This is a genomic window from Pelorhabdus sp. sgz311001 (assembly GCF_055901755.1).
This window is the reverse complement of the sequence record NZ_JBVXUT010000008.1, coordinates 16975-37031: the sequence shown is the minus strand read 5'-3', so window position 1 is coordinate 37031 and position 20057 is coordinate 16975. Positions and strand designations below refer to the sequence as shown.

The window sequence follows — 20057 nt, the reverse complement described above, 5'->3', positions numbered from 1 at the left end:
ATACAAGACTATCTTTTTACTTCTGTCTTCGCCATTTTTTCGTAGTACTGTATCAAACTGCCATGATCTTTTTCGCCAAGGCCATCAATCTTCAGCGACTGCATCATTTCCATAACGGAAGCCGTAAGTGGGAGGGGAACGCCAACTTCATGGGAAGTTTCCAGGACATTGTTCAAATCTTTAATGTGAAGATTGATCCGGAAACCAGGATCAAATTTACGATCCATAACGAGAGGCGCTTTTGCATCAAGTACCGTGCTGCCAGCAAGGCCGCCGCGAATTGCTTGATATACTAGTTCCGGTTCTACGCCGGCTTTTTGAGCAAGTACAAGCGCTTCCGACATAGCGGCAATATTAATCGCAACAATAACCTGATTAGCCAGTTTGGTTACATTCCCAGCGCCAATTTCGCCGGTACGAACCACAGAGCCAGCCATAGCTTTTAAAATTGGGAAACATTTATCGAAAATTTCCTGTTTGCCGCCAACCATGACTGATAGCGTTCCGTCAATTGCTTTAGGCTCGCCGCCGCTCACTGGCGCATCCAGCATTTCAACGCCTTTTGCTGCCAATTTTTCGCCAATTTCCCGGCTTACTAAAGGAGCAATGGAGCTCATATCGACAACAACAGTACCCGCTTTTGCTCCCTCAATTACACCCTTTTCACCTAAAACAACTTCTTTGACCTGTGGTGAATTTGGCAGCATCGTAATAATAATATCGCATTGCTCTGCTACTTCTTTGGGCGTAGCAGCAGCCGTCGCCCCAGCAGCAACCACTTCTTCCACAGCCGCAGTGCTGCGATTCATAACAACAAGTTCATAGCCAGCTTTCAGCAAATTTTTGCTCATGGGTTTCCCCATAATTCCTAACCCAATAAAACCGATTTTTGCCATTTCAATTTCGCTCCTATCTACATAATTAAAGATCAATATGAAAGATCACTATGGAAGATCAACGCTAAGTTTTAACCTTGAATCGCACCAAGTTTAATAAGAATCTCTTTTAACTGTTGCTGTTTTTCCGGCACCACATGCTGAATCGGCCGAATCGGATGACCGACATTCAGTCCCATTAAATTTAAAGCGTCTTTTGGCACAACAGGGAAGCTACCCAACCCATAGGCAATACGAAGTTCTGCCAGACGATATTGCGCATCAAGCGCTCCCGCTAAATCGCCAGCCATAAATTTATCATAAATCTCCACAACAAGACTCGGCACTACATTTGCCGTACCAGCTACACAACCAGTACCGCCATAAACTAAAGTCGCCAGAATCATCGTATCGCGGCCTGCCATAATGCTAAAGCCTTTGTCCTTGGTCCGACGGATATATTCTGAAGTAAGAGTCATATCGCCGCTTGTATCTTTAGCGCCGATAATATTCGGAATATCAGCTAACTTTTCAATAAGCGCTGCTGACATGTTGACCCCTGTTTTTTCCGGGTTATTATATAAAATGTTCGGAATATCAACCGCTTCGGCAATCGTTTTGAAATGCGTGTAAAGTTCTGTATCATTTGGCGTAATAAACATCGGCGTCAGTACAGTAATCGCTGCTGCATTATATTCTTTCGCCAGCTTGGCCAATTGAACGCACTCTCTTGTGGTAATCGCGCTAGCGCCGACATAGACTGGAACACGGCCATTTACCTGTTCCATGGTCACTTCTACAGCTTTTACTTTCTCCTCATAGCTGAGACCATAGAATTCACCAGTACTACCAAGTACAAATACGCCATGAACGCCGCCGTCAATTACGTGATCAATTAACCGCCGCAGCGCCTCTGTATCAAGATGCTCATTTTCATCCATCGGGGTAATCAGCGGCGGTATAACACCCTTAACTTCCAACATGTGAGATCCTCCTTCATTGTCTTGCTGCCTATTTTCTATGCAAAGAATATGCCAAAGTACAAAGTATTGATTTTTAAGCCTTTTCCAAGTATTCAGCCAATATTTTCTGCAACATCTGTTGCAGAAAAAACGCATCTTGCTAAGATCATGCAACATACGTTGTATAGAAAAAACGCCGCTTCACAGATGCGACGTTTTTTATTTATCTATGTAATTCGTTTATGCGCAATGATTGCTGAGTAATACTCGCTTCCAAAAAATCAACCATTGCTTTCGCGGTGGGCGGACAACCCTGCAAATCTTGCGGCTTCATTTCCATCATCCTCTCTAAAATAAACCACGGCCGCCTTCTTCCCGAAAGCGGCCGCAAACTTCTTCTAATCTATTAAAATTCGTAATATTCTTGTTTCTAATAACACTCTGGGCGCCGATCAGCAAAAACAGAAATCTTCCCGCGCACCTCGGCTACCACAGCCAAATCAATATCAGCTAGTAGGATTTCTTCCTGGTCTTCCGTTCCTTCGGCAATGACCTCGCCCCAAGGATTCACCACAAGAGAATGACCATAAAACTGATTGCTCGCATCTTTACCAATGCGATTTACAGCAACCACATACATTTGATTTTCAATCGCTCTAGCAATAAGTAAAGACCGCCAATGAAGCCCGCGAACAGCTGGCCATTCGGCAGGAATAAATAAGATTTGACAGCCCTTCAGCGCTAAAGATCGCGCCAGTTCGGTAAATCGCAGATCATAACAAATCATCGTTGCGGCCTGAGTATCATTTGGCTTTAGCGAAAACAAACATTGCTGGTCACCTGGCGTCAAATATTTTTCTTCCTCCATCAAGCGGACAAGGTGAATCTTCCGGTATTTAGCCGCCACCTCACCAGCAGAGGTAATCGTATAAGCCGTATTATAAATATTGCCCTGATCGAATTCGGGAATTGATCCGCCGATAATTTGCACTTTATGACGCTGAGCAAAGCGCTGCAGCAGTCGCAGCGTCGGAGAGTCGAATTCACGCTCAGCTAAAGGCGCAATGGTCTCAAGACAATAGCCTGTAGTCCACAATTCCGGTAGCACAACAAGCTCTGCGCCGCGCCAAACCGCTTCCGCCATCATGGCCTCAGCCTTAGCATGATTGGCCGCTACATCACCAAGAGCAATGTCCATTTGTAGTAAAGCAGCCTTCATCATTTTCCTCCTGCTAATTCGTCAAAAGCCCGCTGCGCCCAAGCCGAATCCTGTAATAGCGCCCGACCTACGCCGATCAAATCGGCTTTGCCTGCGGCAAGCAACGCTTCTGCCTGTTGAACCTGGGTAACCCCGCCAGTTAAAATCACTGGAATCGAGACCGCCTCTTTTACCGCGCTGCTCAATTGTGCAAAATAACCAGCTTCGCTGCGGCCTGGAATCACATAGCCGCAAAAGCCGCCGGAAATATCGAGAATATCAATGCCAGCCTTGGCAAATTCAGCCGCTGCCTGCCGACTATCCTCTGCCGTTGTTCCTCCTGGCGTAAAATCACCAGCCCCTAGTCGCAGCAAAACAGGAAAAGTCGGGCCGACAGCTTCTCGCACCGCCGCAATCACTTCTAAATGAAACCGAATCCGATTTAAGAGAGATCCGCCATATTCATCACAACGCTGATTAGTCAGCGGCGAAAAAAACTGATTTAATAAATAACCATGGGCCGAATGAATCTCTACGCCATCAAAGCCAGCCGCTTTCACCCGCACCGCCGCTGCCGCAAAGGCGTCAACAAGCTCTTTTATTTCTGATTTCGTCAACACCTCAGGTAAACTGCCTTTGCGAGGATTTTTCACAGCAGAAGCGCTTTTCGGCGTAGCGCCAATGACCGTTTCATCAGTAGCGCTGCCAGCATGATTGATCTGCATAACAGCTTTTACACCATTTTGATGAATGACATCAGCTAATTGACGTAGTCCCGGAATCATCGAGTCATCACGCACCGACAACTGCTTTAAACTTGCCTTGCCCTTAGGATCAATAAAGCTGTGCTCAATAATAATTAAAGATAAATGACCGCCTGCCGATTTCTCACGATAATACGCTAGAACGGCCTCACTGACAGAACCGTCGTCTTCTGCCTTGGCAGTAGCCATTGGCGGCATAATCAGGCGGTTTTTTAGAGGCAACAAACCTTCTGTCAAGGGAGTTAATACATGAGACATGGAAAGACCTCCTTTATCATGTTCAAAGTTTCCAAGTTAAAAGTCCCGTTTAAACCAGCTTTATTTCTTGCTATTGCCGGGAAATAACTCTCTTTTCATCATACATGATAGGGAGAATTTTACAAGCAGGCACTTTTTCCATACTGTCAGATTTTTTATAATGAATCGTCTATTATAATGGACCACTTTATTATTTCGGTAGTTTTTCTTTGCCCTGACGATAAAAATCAGCCATCACGTTCTCAGGCACCATACTACCGCCAGTAGCCCAAACAACATGAGTTGCCTGATCCATTTTATCAGCAAGGCCGTGTGTACTTACATACTGCTGGCCTGCGCTTTCCCGATTAAACGCGGCAGGACCGCCAAAGCCAGCTAGCGCCGACGGTTCAGCATAAATCCCCTCTTGATCCGCCAGTGTGGCTAAAAGTTCGTAAAGACGATCATCCTCGATGGTAAAGACGCCGCTAATATCCTTTGCTAAAAAGCGGCCCACAAAGCCAGATGGCCGTCCTACTGCCAAGCCATCGGCCGCTGTCAGATTATCAATGCCAAACTCTTGGACCGATACTGCTTCATGTTTGCCGGTCATCAAGCCTAAGAGCATGGCTGGCGAATGAGTCGGTTCGGCAAAAAAACAGTGAGCCGCGTCGCCAAATACAGTTTTGAGACCAAAAGTGACGCCGCCAGGACCACCGCCGACACCGCAAGGAAGATAGACAAAGAGCGGATGATCCGCATCAACAAGGATGCCTTGCTCGTCAAGCTGCCGCTTGAGCCGTTTCGCTGCTACAGCATAGCCGAGAAACAGATTCTTAGAATTTTCATCGTCCACAAAATAGCTTTTCGGATCTTGGGCCGATTGCTCGCGGCCTGCCGCTACGGCCTTACCGTAATCGGCCTGATGTTCTACGACGGTAACGCCTTTTTGCCGCAACAAGTCTTTTTTCCACTGCTTCGCGTCTGCCGACATATGGACAGTGACCTGAAAACCTAAAGCAGCGCTCATAATCCCAATACTAAGACCGAGATTCCCTGTAGAACCAACCACAATGGAGTGAGACGAAAAAAGTTGTTTGCAAGCATCATCAGCTAACAGCGCATAATCGCTTGCTTCTGTCAGAATACCCGCTGCTTTAGCAATGTCTTCCGCGACTTTCAATACTTCATAAATTCCGCCGCGCGCCTTAATCGATCCGGAAATCGGCAGATCATTATCACATTTCAAATAAAGTTCCCCGTCAATCGCAGCATCATACATCGTCGCTAGGGCTTGCTTCATCTGAGGAATCTTCTTTAACGGAGATTCAATGATTCCCTTCCTTGCACTCGTTTCAGGAAAAACCTTGGCAATATAGGGGGCAAACCGCGCCAATCTTGCTTCGGCATCATCAATATCAGCTTCACCGAGTTCTCGTGACGCTTTTTCTCCGCCAGCTACGGCCAACGGATTCACCCAAAATACTTCTTTCATTTGTAATATCTCGGTCAATAAGGGATGCTCTGTCTGCCACTGAGTCACTGTTTTACCAGCAATTTTCTGTTCCATCATAGCTTCTCACACCTTCTCTCAAAATATATCAATCTATATTCTCGTTAAAACCGCGCTTTCGAATTTCCTCTGGCATCTACAGTGATTCGGCCAGTTACCCGGCCCTTTTCATGCAGAACGAGAAAATTTGTCATATTCGCCGCCGAACAGGAATGATTAGGGATTACCGTTAACTTCTGGCCAACCTGCACTGTTGTTGCGCCAAGAACCTTAATTTTCCCCACTTCTTCCGATAAGCTCTCAAGTACAAGTTCCGGATGCCCTTGAATCAGTCCATAGCCGGAAACAAGCGATACGCTATGAGCGCCTTTATCAAGACCGAAACATTTGCTGCCTGCATCAATCAGGAACACATCTTCTTGCGGCTGCGCTATGACAGTAGCCAAAACCGTCAAGGCGCAGTCTGCTTCGGTAGCAACGCCAAGCGATACTTGGATGGCGTCATTATAAACGTAATTGCCTGGTCGTAGCGCTGTAATAAACGCCTTGCGACTGACCAAAGCGGCTGTGGGCGTACTGCCTGTAGCAATCATTTCACAGGGGTAGCCTGCCGACGCAAGCAGATTGGCCGCTGCTTGTAAAGCCGCCGCCTCTTCTGCCGCCACAGTTTTGACTCCCTCGTAAGAACTCTGTCCATAGACATGGCCCGGATGAGTGGCAATCCCGCGAAAACGAAGCTGCGTAAGCGCCGCCAGAGATTTGACCAATGAAACAGTCGCTTGGGGCGCCACCCCAAAGCGATGTAAGCCAGAATCTACAATTACTAAATAATCTACTTTGACAGACGCTTTAACCAGATAGGCTTGCAGTTGTTCTGCCGCTGCCAAGCCATCGAGACTGATCAAAACCTTCGCCTGCCGGGCCAAAGCGGCTACTCTGGCCAGATTGGCCTGACCCGCTACGGGATAAGCCAGCATAATCCGTTCCACCCCCTGACTTACCAGAAGTTCCGCTTCATCAAGCGTTCCTGTCAGAAAGCCGGCTGCGCCTGCTTTTGCCTGTAGTTTAGCTACTTCACTGCTTTTATGGGTCTTAACCATCGGCCACAGTTCTTTCCCTTGCTCACTGCATATCTGAGCCATAGCCGCAATATTATTTGCTAAAATATTTTGTTCCACTAAAATGCTGGGAGTAACTAGTTCTTCTATCTGCATCGTTGTCTTCTCCTTTATTGTATCACTGGCTCCGGCCGACGATCTTTCCGGCTTGAACTAGTTGCTGCCCGCGCATCAAAGCTGTCTGTCCATTTACAAATACAGCATGAATCCCCTGAGAATACTGCTTAGGCTCTTGATAAGTAGCTTGGTCGGCAATCGTTGCCGGATCAAAAACAACAAGATCGGCAAAGTAGCCAGTTTGAATCAAGCCGCGTTCTTTTAGACCCAGTCGCTTGGCTGGCAGCCCGGTCATCTTTTGAATCGCCTGTTCCCAAGTTAATAATTTTTTCTCGCGTACATACCGACCAAGAAAACAAGTGGGCGTACCAAAAGCCCGCGGATGAGGCTTGCCAAAAGCTAACAAGCCTTCTGCCGTGAGACTCATCGCATCTGAACCGATCATAGCTTCATCTTGCTTGAGGAAAGTCATGACATCGTCTTCCGCCATCGCAAAATAATTCATCTGAACCCGGCCTTTTTCGGCAATCAGTAAATCAAAAACAACGCTATAAGGATCCGTGCCTTGTTGCTTTGCTATTTCTGTAATAAACTGTCCTTCCAGTACTTTATTTTTCTCAGATTTTACTGAAGAAACATAAAACTTACTCCAACCACCGGCTGACTTGACAAAATTTTGCCAGTTAGGTAGCCCTTGCTCAATTTCCGTCTGAACTTGCCGCCGAATCGCTTTATCGCCCAGCCGCTCGATCATCTTCTCGACACCCCCCTCAAAAATCCAGGGAGGCAGACAAGCCGATAGAGAAGTAAGACCAGCCTGATAAGGATACACGTCATAAGTCACTTCAATTCCCCGTCTTCGCGCCTGGGCCAGTTTCTCAAGCACAAGATCCGTCTTGCCAAGCATATTCTGACTGAGAAGCTTCATGTGCGATAAGTGGACGGGCACCTCTGCCATTTCGCCAATGGTGAGCGCTTCATCAATCGCGCCTAAAATCCCATCGCTTTCAGTACGAATATGGGTCGCGTAAAAACCGCCATAGGACTTGATTTTTTTACAAAGCGAGGCAATCTCGTCTGCCGAAGAATATTCACCAGGCAAATAAACTAGACCGCTGCTTAACCCAAGCGCCCCTTCGGCCATAGCTGTTTCGGTAAGCTTTTCCATCTTGTATAACTGCTCTGTCGTTGGCTCGCCGCGGGAAAATCCCATTGCCGCAATCCTAATAACGCCTTGCCCAACTAAGGGCGCCAAATTCACCGCTGGTTTGTGGTCATTGAAATAAGCCAGATATTCGGCAAAACTTTGCCAAGGAAGTTCTATTTTTACGGGGATCGATCCAATCAGTCTTGTTCCTAGATAATCAATCAGTAAGTGTCGGTTTGCTTCATCAATCGGCGCTACGCCAATCCCGCAGTTACCAATAACTTCTGTCGTTACGCCACTACACAGTTTACTGTTCGCTCTCTCGTCATAATAAAAAGAAAGATCGGAATGAGTATGCATATCAATAAATCCCGGTGCTACCATCAGCCCTGAAGCATCAAAGGTTTCCCGACTATCCATTGCGCTCAAATCGCCTAAAGCAACAATCCGGCCATCTTTTATGCCGAGATCGCTTTCATAGGCAGCTAAACCGCTGCCGTCGACAATGGTTCCCTTTATAATTTTAAAATCTAACATTTTTTTCCCTCCAAATGTAGAATTTATTTTTTTCAGTCTGCTATAATAGGATCAGCATCATAAATGAAAGGTCATTTACACAGAGAAACTTTACTGTAGAATTGCCGACGATGGAGGAAGACTGCATGAGCCATACAAATGAAAATCAAAATCTTGGTGCTCGTATTGCCCAGGTTCGCTTAAGTCAAGAGATGAAATTGCGGGAGCTTGCCGAAAAAATTCAATTATCGCCGTCGATGGTCAGTCAGATTGAAAAGGGCCATGTAAATCCCTCGCTCAATACCCTGCGATCTATTGCTACCGCCTTAGGAGTTCCCTTGTTTACATTCTTTTTAGAAGAACTTTCAGCGACCAATCTTGTGGTTCGTGCCGGAACAGGTAGAAAAATTAAACAGCCTCAGTCAAATCTGGAATATACACTGCTCAGCCCCGACCTTAGCGGTTCCATCGAAATGGCCGTTATGAAGCTTGAACCCCATTCCGTCTCCTTTCAAGAACTCCTATCTCATACCGGGGAAGAAATGGCCTACGTAGAATCTGGTGAATGTCTCCTCCACTTAGGAAACCAAATCATTACACTGCAAACAGGTGACAGTGTACGAATCCCGCCAGGTATACAGCATAAATGGGAAAATCAAAGTGATGCCGAAACCGCCATTATCTTTGCCATCACACCGCCCACCTTTTAGCAAGTAACCTTCGAACTCATCTTTGATTAATTATTTATAAACAAATTAACTATAATTGAATCATATCATTCTCCTTAATGAAATTCAATCAAAAATCGATCTTAATAAAACTCTACTTTCAACGATAATCTTTAATAAGCAAAAAGCCCGGAAGTTTCTCCTTTATTAGAGAAACTTCCGGGCTTTGCTTTTCGTGCAACTAACCAATCGCGTCACAGGTCTAAAGAGTCTTACTTTTCGTTAATACTGCTTTAGGTGAAATCAAATACGGTAATACCATGATCAGTTATCTTTTGTTTAAGCAGAGCAATTTTTTCTTCGGAAGGCGCCGTAAAATCTTCACTTTGGCTGCCAATTGCCTGATATTTATTTTGACCAAGATTATGATACGTCAACAGTTCGACGCCCTTAACCTTTGTTTCGGCCTGTAAAAACTCACAAAGAGCTTCCATGTTTTCTTCACTGCTGTTTACTTCTTCCATCAGGGGAACTCGAACAACCACTTCCTGATTCAATTTAGAAATGGCAGCGATATTTGCTAAAATCCGTTCATTTTCTGTTCCAGTCCAGTTCTGATGCTGCTGCGAATTTACTACTTTAAGATCGATAAAAATAAAGTCTAACGCTTCAATAATATCCTTGACCGGTTCTAGTTCAAAAAAGCCGGAAGTCTCTACAGCCGTATCAATTCCTTGGCGCTTACAAGCGAAAACAAGTTCGCGCAGAAACTCTGGCTGCATAAAGGGTTCACCACCAGAAAAAGTCACTCCGCCGCCTGATTCCCGGTAAAAGACAGCATCTCTGGCAAGACGGCGCACTAGTTCGGCAGCTGAAACCGTTTCTCCGAGCAGCTTTCTCGCTCCCGTCGGACAGACAGAAGCACACTTCCCACAACCGTTGCATTTCGTTCGATCAAACTGAATCTTGCCATCGGCTTGGAAGATCGCCTGCTGCGGACATACATTCATACAGCGGCCGCAGTGAACGCATTTATCGGCAAAAAACCAGATATCCTTATCGCGTTGCCACGATTCAGGGTTCGCACACCAGCGACAGCGGAGCGGACAGCCTTTAAAAAAGACTGTCGTCCGAATGCCGTCACCATCATGGACGGACCACCGCTGTACTTGAAAAATAGTTCCTTCTTTAGAGGGTTTCATAAGTCGTTCTTTCAATAATCGCGTCTTGCGCTTCCCGGGACAAGTTTACAAACTGCGTGCTGTAACCAGCAACGCGAACAAGCAGGTCTTTATATTCTTCTGGCTTCTCTTGCGCTTTGCGCAGCGTTTCCGTCGAAATAACATTGAATTGTACGTGGAAGGCGCCAAGGGCAAAGTACGCGCGAATCAGCGAGGCAAGGTTTTTCAGACTGCGGTCAGATGCTAGCAGTTCCGGTGCGAATTTAACATTCAGCAAAGTACCGCCAGAATGAATATCATGGTTAATTTTTGCGGCGGAACGCATTGCCGCCGTAGGGCTTGTCAAATCCGTACCAGCATGGGGCGAAACACCTTCTGTTAAAGGACTCTTCGCTCTGCGGCCATCAGGCGTTGCACCAATTACGCTGCCTGCCGGGATATAGTTGGAAATACCCATAAAGGCTGAGTTAAAGGGAGAGCCGAAGAAATCGTTATAATCATGAACAATTTTATGATAAAAATCAGTAATTTCTACAGCAATCGAATCGACATAAGGATCATCATTGCCATATTTCGGGCAAGCCAGCGCTGCCTGACGCAGTTCTTCATAGCCTTCCCAGTTGGCGGCTAGAGCGGCCTTAAAATCGCTCAGCGTATAACGCTGTTCTTCAAAAACGAGCTTTTTCATCGCTGCCAACGAGTTGGCCGAATCAGCTACGCCAATACCAGTTAAAACTGGGCCTACATTATATTTAGCGCCGCCCTTGCTAAGGTCTTTGCCTTTTTCCATGCAGCCATCAACAAGCAGTGACAAATAAGGACGCGGTACAATTTCTGAATGAATCTGCTGTGCCGTAAGCGTAGCAATTACGCCATGCTTCACAAGATTCTCTAATTGACGGAAGAAGGCAGCTTTTACTGCTTCATAGCTTACGAGCTCGCCATTTTCGGTCAGACCGATTTCCTGGCCAGTTACTCGGCTTACGCCGTCACTTAATACATATTCAATCGCTGCAGCAAAGTTAATGTTTACTGCCGAAGTCCATTCGCCGATTTTCCGGAAATGAGGTACGACGCAGCCGCAGTTGCTCCAATCGCGAGCGTCTTCCGGTGACAATCCAGCAGCAACAAGCATAGCCGAACCGACACGGTCATTATGAACCGCTGGGAAGCCAGTACCCACACGAATCAGCTTGCAGACAGCGAGCAAAAATTCATCAGGGCTGTCAGGATGAATCCGTACGCTCAGACCTGGCTGATGGGTTTTTACATTTTCCGTAGCCTGAAGGCACATATAGGAAAGTTCGTTCGTAGCATCTTGACCGTCGCGCGTTCTGCCGCCAAGCGTCAAGTTCTGGAAAGAATTGTAGCCCGCGAAGAATTGGGCCGTATTACTAGAAATCGCCCAAACCCATTCTGATAATTTGATCCACAAAGCTTCAATCAATTCCTGGGCTTTCTCCTTGGTAATGCGACCTGCTTCAATATCTGCCGCATAGTAAGGATACATATACTGATCAAACCGGCCGATATTTAAGGCCAGGGAATTTTCCGATAAGATGGAGCCAAGCTGAGTAAACCAAACAGTCTGAATCGCTTCATAGAAAGTTTCTGGCGGGTTCATCGGCGCTTTACTGCAAACTGCTGCGATTTCCAAGAGTTCCGCTTTGCGCTCTGCCGAAGTTTCCTTCGCAGCAAGATCAGCCGCCATTTTTGCATAGCGCGACGCGAGAACGCCAATCCCTTCAGCTACAAGTGCTGCCGAGCGATAAAAGTCGATTTTATCCATATTTTCAATGGAAGTTGGCTCTAATTGCGCTAAGTGGGCCAAAGCTTCTTGTTGCAAGCCGTTAAAGCCTTTCTTGAAAACAATATCTTGGTAATCAGCCGTTACTTCGCCAACAGCGCTGCGCCATTTGGAATCATTATCGACAATACCAGTATCAACAACCACTTTCGCTGTGTCCTTATTAAGACGAGCCAGGAAAGTCTCTTCAAGAGATTTTCCTTTCCAATAAGGAAATACTTCTTTGCGCAGAATCTGCTTGGAAATATCGTCAATTTGATAAGGGTCTTGCGTTCTTGTTTCAAAAGAATCCATTTCGCGATCGACCCACTGCCAGGAATATTCTGGGCAGACAATGCCGCTACGACGGAATTCCCCAATCGCGCCGACTAAAACTTCTTCCTCAAAAATTGTCACAGGAATCGTATGGCACACATCAAAAAAAGCTTTAGCCCGACGAACAATGACCGATTCGCCTTCACTCGCCTGATGGGATTTAGTAAACTCCACGGCTCGCTTTACACTGATTGACGGTTTTGATTCAATGTAAGAGTGTTTAAAACGTTCAATTCTTTCTGTTGACATCTTTTTTCCCCCTTAGGCGTTGTGTGTATGAAGTAAATATTCTACAAGCCGTTCACTGGCTGCCGCCATATGCCGCCTCAGCCACTGCTGCGCCAGAGCTATATCCCCTTTGCGACAAGCAGCAAGCAATTCTTGATGTTCCGCTTGCGAACAGGTTTGATAATGAAGCGTAAATAAATAGAGTCGCATATACCGTTCCACATTATTGTGCATTTGGCGAATCAGTTCCAAAAGCTTGGGCCGTTTTGTTTGACGATAGAGAACTTCATGAAACTGCCAGTTGAGTTCGCCCCATTTGGCTCCAGCGCCCTCTTCATTGGCAGCTGCCAAGATTTCTGCCGCTGCTGTAAAATCTGCTTCCGTCATATTCGGAATAGCTAACTCCAAGGCTCCCAATTCGAGAAATAGACGAATATCAAAAATTTCCTGGGCTTCTTCGACTGATAGTTCTGTCACCATGGCGCCGCGATTCGGGTAAAATTTTACAAGACCTTCGGCTTCTAAGCCCTTCAGAGCTTCCCGCAAAGCACTAATACTTACGCCGTATTTAACAGCAAGCTCTTCCTGCTTTAACTGCGTTCCCTCCTTAATTTCGCCGGAAAGAATCGATTCCCGAATCAGTCCTACAAGCATAGTTGGCAGGGATCGTTGTGAATGGGTAATTTGACTTGCTAAATTATATCTTTTCATAGTTTCACTATAACATAAAATCTTGCCGCAATATATTCGTTTTTCGAATGTATACAGTATTCATAGTTAAAAGAAACAACAGATCTAACTGCCGTCACAAATTCTACTTTCTTATATAGTAAAAAAGAAAACCGTCCTTGCTTCACTGCTGATAAAAGCGAAAGCAAAAACGGCTTTTCGATGAGCTAAACCAAAAGTCACCGGCGAATATAATAGCCTGGATAGTAACCGTGATAATATCCTGGATACGGGTAATAGTAATGTGGATAGTAGTAACCAGGACCGCCAATTAAATAACCTAAGCCAAGTCCCAAAGCCAGCCCGCCGCCAAAACCATAGTGGCCGTGATAACGACGCCAGCGATCACAATAGGGGCAGCTCAGATCCATAGGTATTCAACCTCCTTTCTTCGCTTACTTTATTTTATGTAGCCTAAAAAGCAATTGCCTGCCTTGATAAAAATAAAAGAAGAGGCAAAACTGCCTCTTCTTTTATTAGGAAACTTCATTAGCGATTCATCTTATACTTTAAATTTACTAGCTGCTTCCTTTAGGTTTTGCGCTGTAGTCGCTAAAAGTTGACTTGCTGAAGCGATTTCCTCAATAGACGCCGATTGTTCCTCCGTTGCCGCTGATACAATCTGACTTTCACTAACCGCTTTATTACTTAACAATTCCACATCCTTGACTGATGTAACAATTTGCTGCCCTTTGGCGGCATTTTCAGCAATAATCACCGAGACTTGCTTCACCTGGTCAGCTACAGTAGCAACAAAGGTTTCAATTTCACTAAAGACCTGACCCGCTTGATTTACGACAACAGCCCCTGATCTTACTTGTTCCGTTCCCTGGGCCATGGCGGCTACAGCCTGTTCCGTATCGGTTTGGACAAACCGAATCAAATCAGCAATTTTCTTCGCCGATTCCTGCGATTGTTCCGCTAACTTGCGCACTTCTTCCGCAACAACAGCAAAACCGCGTCCTTGTTCACCAGCTCGAGCCGCCTCAATCGCAGCATTTAACGCAAGCAAATTCGTCTGATTGGAAATACTTGAAATTACATCAACAATCTGACCGATTTCCTTGGACCGTTCACCTAGCTTTTCTACTATTTGCGCTGAAGAGTTAACTGTATCTGATACTTCATTGATTTGCTGTACAGCCTGAGAAACAGCTTGACGACCTTTCGCTGTCTTATCTAAAGCCTGTGATGACTTTTCCGCCACAGCTTCCGCACTAAGCGCTGCTGTTTGCAGTTCTTGCGCCATTTGACCACTCAATGTCATTGAAGTATTCACTGCCTGCAATTGATTTGTGGCGCCGTCTGCTACTGTCGTAATCGAGCCAGCAATTTGACTGGAAGCCTGAGCCGACTGTTCCGCATTTTGCGTCAGTTCGCCTGACGAGACTGCCACTTGTTCTGTCATTGCTGAAATATGCTGAATCAGTTGACGAAGATTTCCTGTCATTGTTACAAAGGACTGACTGAGTCGACCAATTTCATCATCACTTCTAGTAGTTATCGTACAAGCTCGCAAATCGCCGTCCGCTACCTGCTGAGCAACTAAGGCCATTGATTGAATAGGAGCTGCAATTTTCTTGGCATAGCGGCTAATCAATAAAATAGCTAAAATTAAAATTACAGCTGTTGTCAGTAGCGAAATCATAGTTAAAGAAGCTGCGCCGCTCGTCATTTCAGCAACAGGAGCATGAAGGCTTAATGCCCAAGAAGTTCCTGGTACAGGGGCATAAGCAATAAAACTATCAATCCCATTGTCTTTGACTCGTACAATTCCTTTTTCGCCAGCAACAATCTTACGATTCGCCTCTTTTTCCTGCTCTGATACAGTATCTTTCGTTAAAATATTTTCTTTCATCGCCACTTGCGGGTCCGCATGGGCAATCGTAAGACCATTAGACTGCGTCAACACGGCATAGCCTGTTTTCCCTGTTTTCATTGCTAGTACTCTTTGCGTTAGTTCCTGCATATTGATACTGCCATAAAGCACACCAATGATTTGCCCATTCACTTTGACCGGTACAGCTACTGCTGTCAAAAGACCGCCGCCTGACTTCGGTATTAGGGGATCAGAAACTGCTATATTCCCCTGAATAGCCGCTTTAAAATAAGGCCGATCGCCTAAATTTACTGATGTTCCCAACGTATTAACCGAAGACCCATTGGGATAAATAAAGCCGAGAATGCCATAGGCCGGATTTGCTTTCATAACCGCACGTAAAAAAGGCTGGATTTCTTCGGCTTTCCCTCCCTGAATCACTGGCGCCGCCGCTAAAAAATTAATTTCCGCTTTTCTCGCATTGAGCCAGCTTCCGACATCTTCCGCTGACGTTATAGCCTGGTCACTCATATTATTTTTCGCATTATCAGTAATCACATCTAAAGCCCGCCAATAATTTAAACCGCCAAGTAGAAGTAAGGAACTCAAACAAATTGCTGCCATAATAACCACTAATTTAGTACATATACTTTTCAATACTTTCACCGCCCTTATCTTTATCTTATATATAGAATACTTTTAAATAGTGCCGCTAAGTAAGTACTTCCCTGTTAATTTTTATGTATCTTTTAAACCTTATCAGCTTCATAAGGTACCAACTTCATATGTCATTCGCTTCACTTTTCTTTGTTTCACGTTCACTATTCTAGTGTTTTTTGTTTATTATTTTATACTTTTTTTAATATAATTAAATTTTATCATTAAACTTTTTAATTTTCAACTCACAAGATTTATATATACTGTATATATTAACTTCACTCTTTCGCGATTTCATGCTGGAGACAGCAACAAACAAATAACCGTAAAGAGGCTGCCGCAGAAAGCAAAAACTTCCGCGGCAGCCTCTTCACAAAAAAGCCCCCGCTAGAATATCCTGATAGCGGGGTGTCCCGAGATGAACCTATGGAATCTAAGTGGCTTAGCCTTAGCTGTCACAGGCTGTATCTTAGGGCTTGCACTGATCGTATACCTTAATGACAAGGATAAAGAAAACGTATTAGGAAATTATCTTGTCGGTATTGGCTGTGTTTTATTAATTGCCGCATCCCAGCGAGAATCGCTTGATAATCAAGCTGAGCAGACTAATCCCGATAAGACGGATAAGTCTAATAAACCGGATCCAACGGCTGAGCAAATCAAGCAATTAACAGAACGAATCACACAATTAGAACTGCAACTGAAATAAAGGTTGAAATGAAACTTCAACTTAAGGCAACTAATACAGCGCCTAATGCAATAAACCCAACGCCAATTCCATTGAGCAAATTTATTTTTTCGCCTAATACAATAACAGCCAAAATAGTGGCTATTACAACACTTAGCTTATCAATCGGCGCAACCTGCGCTACTTTGCCATACTTTAACGCTAAAAAGTAAAACAGCCAAGATAAAGCTCCGGCGATGCCGCTCAAAACAATAAAAGTAAAGGTTTTCTTATCCGCAATGACCAGCGGTATCTGCTTTAAATTCCCCTGATAGACCACAACAGCAATGAGAAAGATCGCCATAACTATAGACCGAACCGCGGTAGCTGTATTGGCATCAACAGACTGTAAGCCGATTTTGCCAAAAATGGCGACTAAGGAAGCCGTAACGGCTGATAATAACGCGAAAATTAACCATAAATAATCCAATGTAAAGACTCCTTTCACGCCCATTGTAGCACTCGAGTGGAAAAGGAGCAACGCATCCCTGCAAATTGTAAGTCTTATTGCCGATAATGATAAATAACATAAAATGCAATCCTGGGGACAAGAAAAATCTTGTCCCCAGTCATATAATACAAGCTTTACCTACACTTAAATTTAGAAATTGCATCATTTAGTTCCACTGATATCTGCGCCAAAGCTTGACTAGAAGCAGCGATTTCCTCCATTGTTGCCGATTGTTCTTCCGTCGTCGCCGACACCGATTCTGTTTCTGCCGCATTTTCTCGACTAATTTTATCAACTTCTTGTATTGATGCAACTAGATAGTCGCTACTTACAGCAATTTGATCAATGGATGCCGCGATCCCGCGAACTTGTTCTGATAAATGTTCTACTGATGAAGAAATTTCATGAAAATTCTTATCCGCTACAGTAATGACTTCTATGCCATTTTTCGCACTGTCGCTGTTAGCATTCGTCGCTCGAATTGCGCCTTGCATATCAACCTGATTTCTTTGAATCAGTTCCGAAATCCTTTGGGCCGCCTGATTCGATTCCTCCGCCAGCTTACGAACTTCCTCAGCCACAACGGCAAAGCCTCGCCCAGCTTCGCCAGCCCGCGCTGCCTCAATAGCAGCATTGAGCGCTAATAAGTTGGTCTGACCAGTAATTGACGAAATAAGGCTGATGATCTCCCCAATCTCTTTTGACCCTTTTGCCAATTCACCAATAATACTTCGTACCGTTTCCGCTTCACTTACAATGGTGTCCATCTGCAACGTGATTCTTTCAATGGCGCTGCGACCCTGTCGCGTAAATTCAAAAGCTTCTTGGGTAATCTGAGCCACATCTTTACTAGCGCTAGAAATCTGATCAATATGTTCTGCAATCTCGCTTGTCGCTCTAGCGGCCTGCTTCACAACACCGGATTGTCGCTCTGACCCAATTGCAATCTGCGTAACCGAATTAGCAACTTGACTAGCAGCTTCAGCCGATTGATAGGAAACTGCCGTTAATTGCTGACTTGATGCTGCAACAGTTTCCGAGCGACTCTGCACATTACCAATAAATTCTCGCAAGTTTTTCCCCATACTTTGAAACGCTTTAAATAACTGCCCGATTTCATCTTTCGTATTAGCGCTTATCTCTCGCTGACGCAAATCTCCCTGTGCCAGTAGCAGCGCCTCATCTCTAAGCACAATAATCGGCTCAGTAAATTTTTTGCTAAAGAAATAAATTAGGATGCCAGCTAGTCCAATCGCTGCTAAAGTGATTACAAGTAATAGCTTCGTTAAGATACCGACCTCTTTTGTAACTTCGGCTTCTGGCGCGGAGATTACGAAAGCCCAGCGCTGATTTCCTGGCAAATGAATGGATGAAACGATCCCAACGCTAGGGATATTATCGATAGAAGCAAACTTTCCACTTGCCGGTTTGCCACTAGCCAAACTGGTCTTTAGCAACTCTGTAAAGCGATTATCGATTCCATTCGATCTTACAGGAATACTGGAATCTATTTTGTTCTCTAAGAAATTAATCTTTCCGATTATCTCTGGATTTTTATGAGTTAACAAAAGTCCTGTCTGATCAATAATAGCGCCATAACCGGACTCTTTAAAATGAATTTCATTAACAAATTCACTCAAAATCTCTAAAGAAGTTGTTCCATTAAGAATTCCAACTAAGCTGCCATTATCTAGTATTGGTACTGCTATAACGATCATAGCCTTGTTAGTACCGCGTCCAATAACCGGCTCAGAAACAACAACTTCCTTTGTTTGAATCGCCTTTTGTAAATAGGCGCGATCCGCTAGATTAATCACTTTTCCATCAAAACGAACTGTAGTTCCATCTAAAAAAACAAAATTGATCGTATCAAACATGGTACTCTTTTTTAAGGCCCTTGCTAAAGTTGCAACCATTGTATCGCGATCACGATTCGGCCGCAGATTCAGATCATTACTAATCCCCTGGAGAAAGTCGACTCGTTCTTGAACGGCGCTTTCCACTCGTTTCGCATAGCCATTTCCCATAGTAATCGCAGTTTCTTCCACACTTGCGGAAAGATATTGTTTCGAAAAATAATAACTTAAACTCGCTAGTATGCCTAATGAAATAACCAAAATGGTTAGAACCATGACGAGTAAGCGAGTACGAAGGCTGTTCACTGCAACTCCTCCTTATTAAAGCTATTCCACGCAATTTTTGAGTGTCCCAATATCACGAATGGTTATTTCAATTTCGTCGCCATATTTTAGAAATTGCGGTGGATTAAGACTTGCGCCCATTCCCTCAGGCGTTCCTGTAGCAATAACGTCTCCCGGTTCCAAGGTAATACCTGCCGAAATAAGACTAATTAAAGTAGGAATATCAAAAATAAAATCTCGAGTATTGCCATTTTGTCGTTCTTCACCATTCACTTTTGTAACAATAGTCAAATCATTGACATTCACAATATCCTTTTTATGAATCAAATAAGGTCCCATCGGTGCGGAACCATCAAGGCTCTTTCCTCTAAACCACTGGACATGTTGTTTCTGTAAATCCCTTGCTGTAATATCGTTGATTATGGTGTAACCAAAGACATAATCCATTGCAGCTTCTTTGGTAACGTAAGAAGCCTTTTTTCCAATAACAACCGCCATTTCTCCTTCATAGTCTAAGGACTGTGTTATTTCTTTATGGCAAGGAATTGTATCACCATCGCCAATAATTGACGTTGGCGCCTTCGTAAAAATAACCGGGTGCGGCGGTAACTCCCCAGGAGTTTTATAGTTTTTAGCAATACAAAAAATATTCTTCCTTGTCCTTGGAATCGGTGCTAAAACCTTAACTTGGTCTACTGGAATTAACAACGGAAACTTAGTATCCGCTACAATGCGCTTAGCGATTAATTCAATTCGTAATAAAGCAGTATCTCCCGTTTCAATGAACGCAATCATACTATTCGGTAAAGTAATCTCCCCAAAATAGTATCTTTCTGCCGCTAATAGTGGAATGATCTTCTGTTTATCAGTTGTAAGTACGCCAATTTCCTGTGAACCATTTATCTCATAAGTTAAAAAGTACATTTTTTCAGCTCCATTCCATTATG

The 20057-nt window shown here is 44.5% G+C and carries 17 protein-coding genes; 2 read left to right on the top strand and 15 right to left on the bottom strand.

Translation table 11 applies throughout. The annotated features are described in order from the left end of the window. Positions 1 to 8 precede the first annotated feature (8 nt). From garR to AC0MXB_RS17275, 7 genes are all read right to left on the bottom strand, one after another. Positions 9 to 896, bottom strand: coding sequence for a 2-hydroxy-3-oxopropionate reductase (garR, locus tag AC0MXB_RS17305; protein WP_474040974.1), 888 nt, complete (start codon positions 894 to 896; stop codon positions 9 to 11). A 71-nt stretch (positions 897 to 967) separates the two neighbouring features. Continuing rightward, the gene (gene dapA, locus AC0MXB_RS17300) at positions 968 to 1858 is read right to left on the bottom strand and encodes a 4-hydroxy-tetrahydrodipicolinate synthase (RefSeq protein ID WP_474040973.1); all 891 of its coding nucleotides are present in this window, start codon (positions 1856 to 1858) and stop codon (positions 968 to 970) included. A gap of 409 nt (positions 1859 to 2267) precedes the next feature. Beyond that, positions 2268 to 3059: a carbon-nitrogen family hydrolase gene (locus AC0MXB_RS17295; protein ID WP_474040972.1), complete on the bottom strand. Its 792-nt coding sequence runs from the start codon at positions 3057 to 3059 to the stop codon at positions 2268 to 2270. After that, entirely contained in the window at positions 3056 to 4057 is a 1002-nt protein-coding gene (locus AC0MXB_RS17290) for an NADH:flavin oxidoreductase (protein ID WP_474040971.1), read from the bottom strand. Before AC0MXB_RS17290 ends, AC0MXB_RS17295 begins: the two co-directional genes overlap by 4 nt. A 190-nt stretch (positions 4058 to 4247) precedes the next feature. Further along, positions 4248 to 5606 carry a D-serine ammonia-lyase gene (locus AC0MXB_RS17285; RefSeq protein WP_474041064.1) on the bottom strand — a complete coding sequence of 453 codons (1359 nt, stop codon included), beginning with the start codon at positions 5604 to 5606 and terminating at the stop codon, positions 4248 to 4250. Positions 5607 to 5653: 47 nt separating this feature from the next. Then, the gene (locus tag AC0MXB_RS17280) at positions 5654 to 6763 is read right to left on the bottom strand and encodes an alanine racemase (RefSeq protein WP_474040970.1); all 1110 of its coding nucleotides are present in this window, start codon (positions 6761 to 6763) and stop codon (positions 5654 to 5656) included. A gap of 22 nt (positions 6764 to 6785) precedes the next feature. Beyond that, complete coding sequence (locus tag AC0MXB_RS17275) at positions 6786 to 8408, bottom strand: N-acyl-D-amino-acid deacylase family protein (RefSeq protein WP_474040969.1); 1623 nt, start codon at positions 8406 to 8408, stop codon at positions 6786 to 6788. A 125-nt stretch (positions 8409 to 8533) separates the two neighbouring features. Between AC0MXB_RS17275 and AC0MXB_RS17270 the strand changes: the two genes are divergently transcribed. Further along, positions 8534 to 9097: a helix-turn-helix domain-containing protein gene (locus AC0MXB_RS17270; protein WP_474040968.1), complete on the top strand. Its 564-nt coding sequence runs from the start codon at positions 8534 to 8536 to the stop codon at positions 9095 to 9097. A gap of 251 nt (positions 9098 to 9348) precedes the next feature. Here the strand turns inward: AC0MXB_RS17270 and AC0MXB_RS17265 are convergent, their stop codons facing one another. The 5 genes from AC0MXB_RS17265 to AC0MXB_RS17245 all read right to left on the bottom strand — a co-directional run bounded on the left by AC0MXB_RS17265 (position 9349) and on the right by AC0MXB_RS17245 (position 15791). Next, entirely contained in the window at positions 9349 to 10257 is a 909-nt protein-coding gene (locus AC0MXB_RS17265) for a glycyl-radical enzyme activating protein (RefSeq protein WP_474040967.1), read from the bottom strand. Further along, positions 10244 to 12607, bottom strand: a complete 2364-nt coding sequence (locus AC0MXB_RS17260) for a glycyl radical protein (RefSeq protein ID WP_474040966.1) — start codon at positions 12605 to 12607, stop codon at positions 10244 to 10246. The genes AC0MXB_RS17265 and AC0MXB_RS17260 overlap by 14 nt, the downstream gene beginning before the upstream one ends. Before the next feature lie 12 nt (positions 12608 to 12619). Further along, a complete protein-coding gene (locus tag AC0MXB_RS17255; protein WP_474040965.1) occupies positions 12620 to 13297 on the bottom strand; it encodes a GntR family transcriptional regulator in 678 nt (225 codons plus the stop codon). Between the two features lie 197 nt (positions 13298 to 13494). Next, positions 13495 to 13686, bottom strand: a complete 192-nt coding sequence (locus AC0MXB_RS17250) for a hypothetical protein (RefSeq protein WP_474040964.1) — start codon at positions 13684 to 13686, stop codon at positions 13495 to 13497. Positions 13687 to 13817: 131 nt separating this feature from the next. Beyond that, positions 13818 to 15791: a methyl-accepting chemotaxis protein gene (locus AC0MXB_RS17245; protein WP_474040963.1), complete on the bottom strand. Its 1974-nt coding sequence runs from the start codon at positions 15789 to 15791 to the stop codon at positions 13818 to 13820. A 418-nt stretch (positions 15792 to 16209) separates the two neighbouring features. On the opposite strand from AC0MXB_RS17245, the gene AC0MXB_RS17240 reads away from it, so the two are divergent. Then, complete coding sequence (locus AC0MXB_RS17240; RefSeq protein ID WP_474040962.1) at positions 16210 to 16500, top strand: hypothetical protein; 291 nt, start codon at positions 16210 to 16212, stop codon at positions 16498 to 16500. 16 nt (positions 16501 to 16516) lie between these two features. On the opposite strand, the gene AC0MXB_RS17235 is transcribed toward AC0MXB_RS17240, so the two are convergent. The 3 genes from AC0MXB_RS17235 to AC0MXB_RS17225 form a co-directional block, all read right to left on the bottom strand. Beyond that, positions 16517 to 16948: an EamA family transporter gene (locus AC0MXB_RS17235; RefSeq protein WP_474040961.1), complete on the bottom strand. Its 432-nt coding sequence runs from the start codon at positions 16946 to 16948 to the stop codon at positions 16517 to 16519. Between the two features lie 155 nt (positions 16949 to 17103). Further along, on the bottom strand, positions 17104 to 19131 hold the full coding sequence (locus tag AC0MXB_RS17230) for a methyl-accepting chemotaxis protein (RefSeq protein WP_474040960.1): 2028 nt from the start codon (positions 19129 to 19131) through the stop codon (positions 17104 to 17106). Positions 19132 to 19152: 21 nt separating this feature from the next. Beyond that, a complete protein-coding gene (locus tag AC0MXB_RS17225; RefSeq protein ID WP_474040959.1) occupies positions 19153 to 20034 on the bottom strand; it encodes a fumarylacetoacetate hydrolase family protein in 882 nt (293 codons plus the stop codon). Positions 20035 to 20057: the final 23 nt, after the last annotated feature.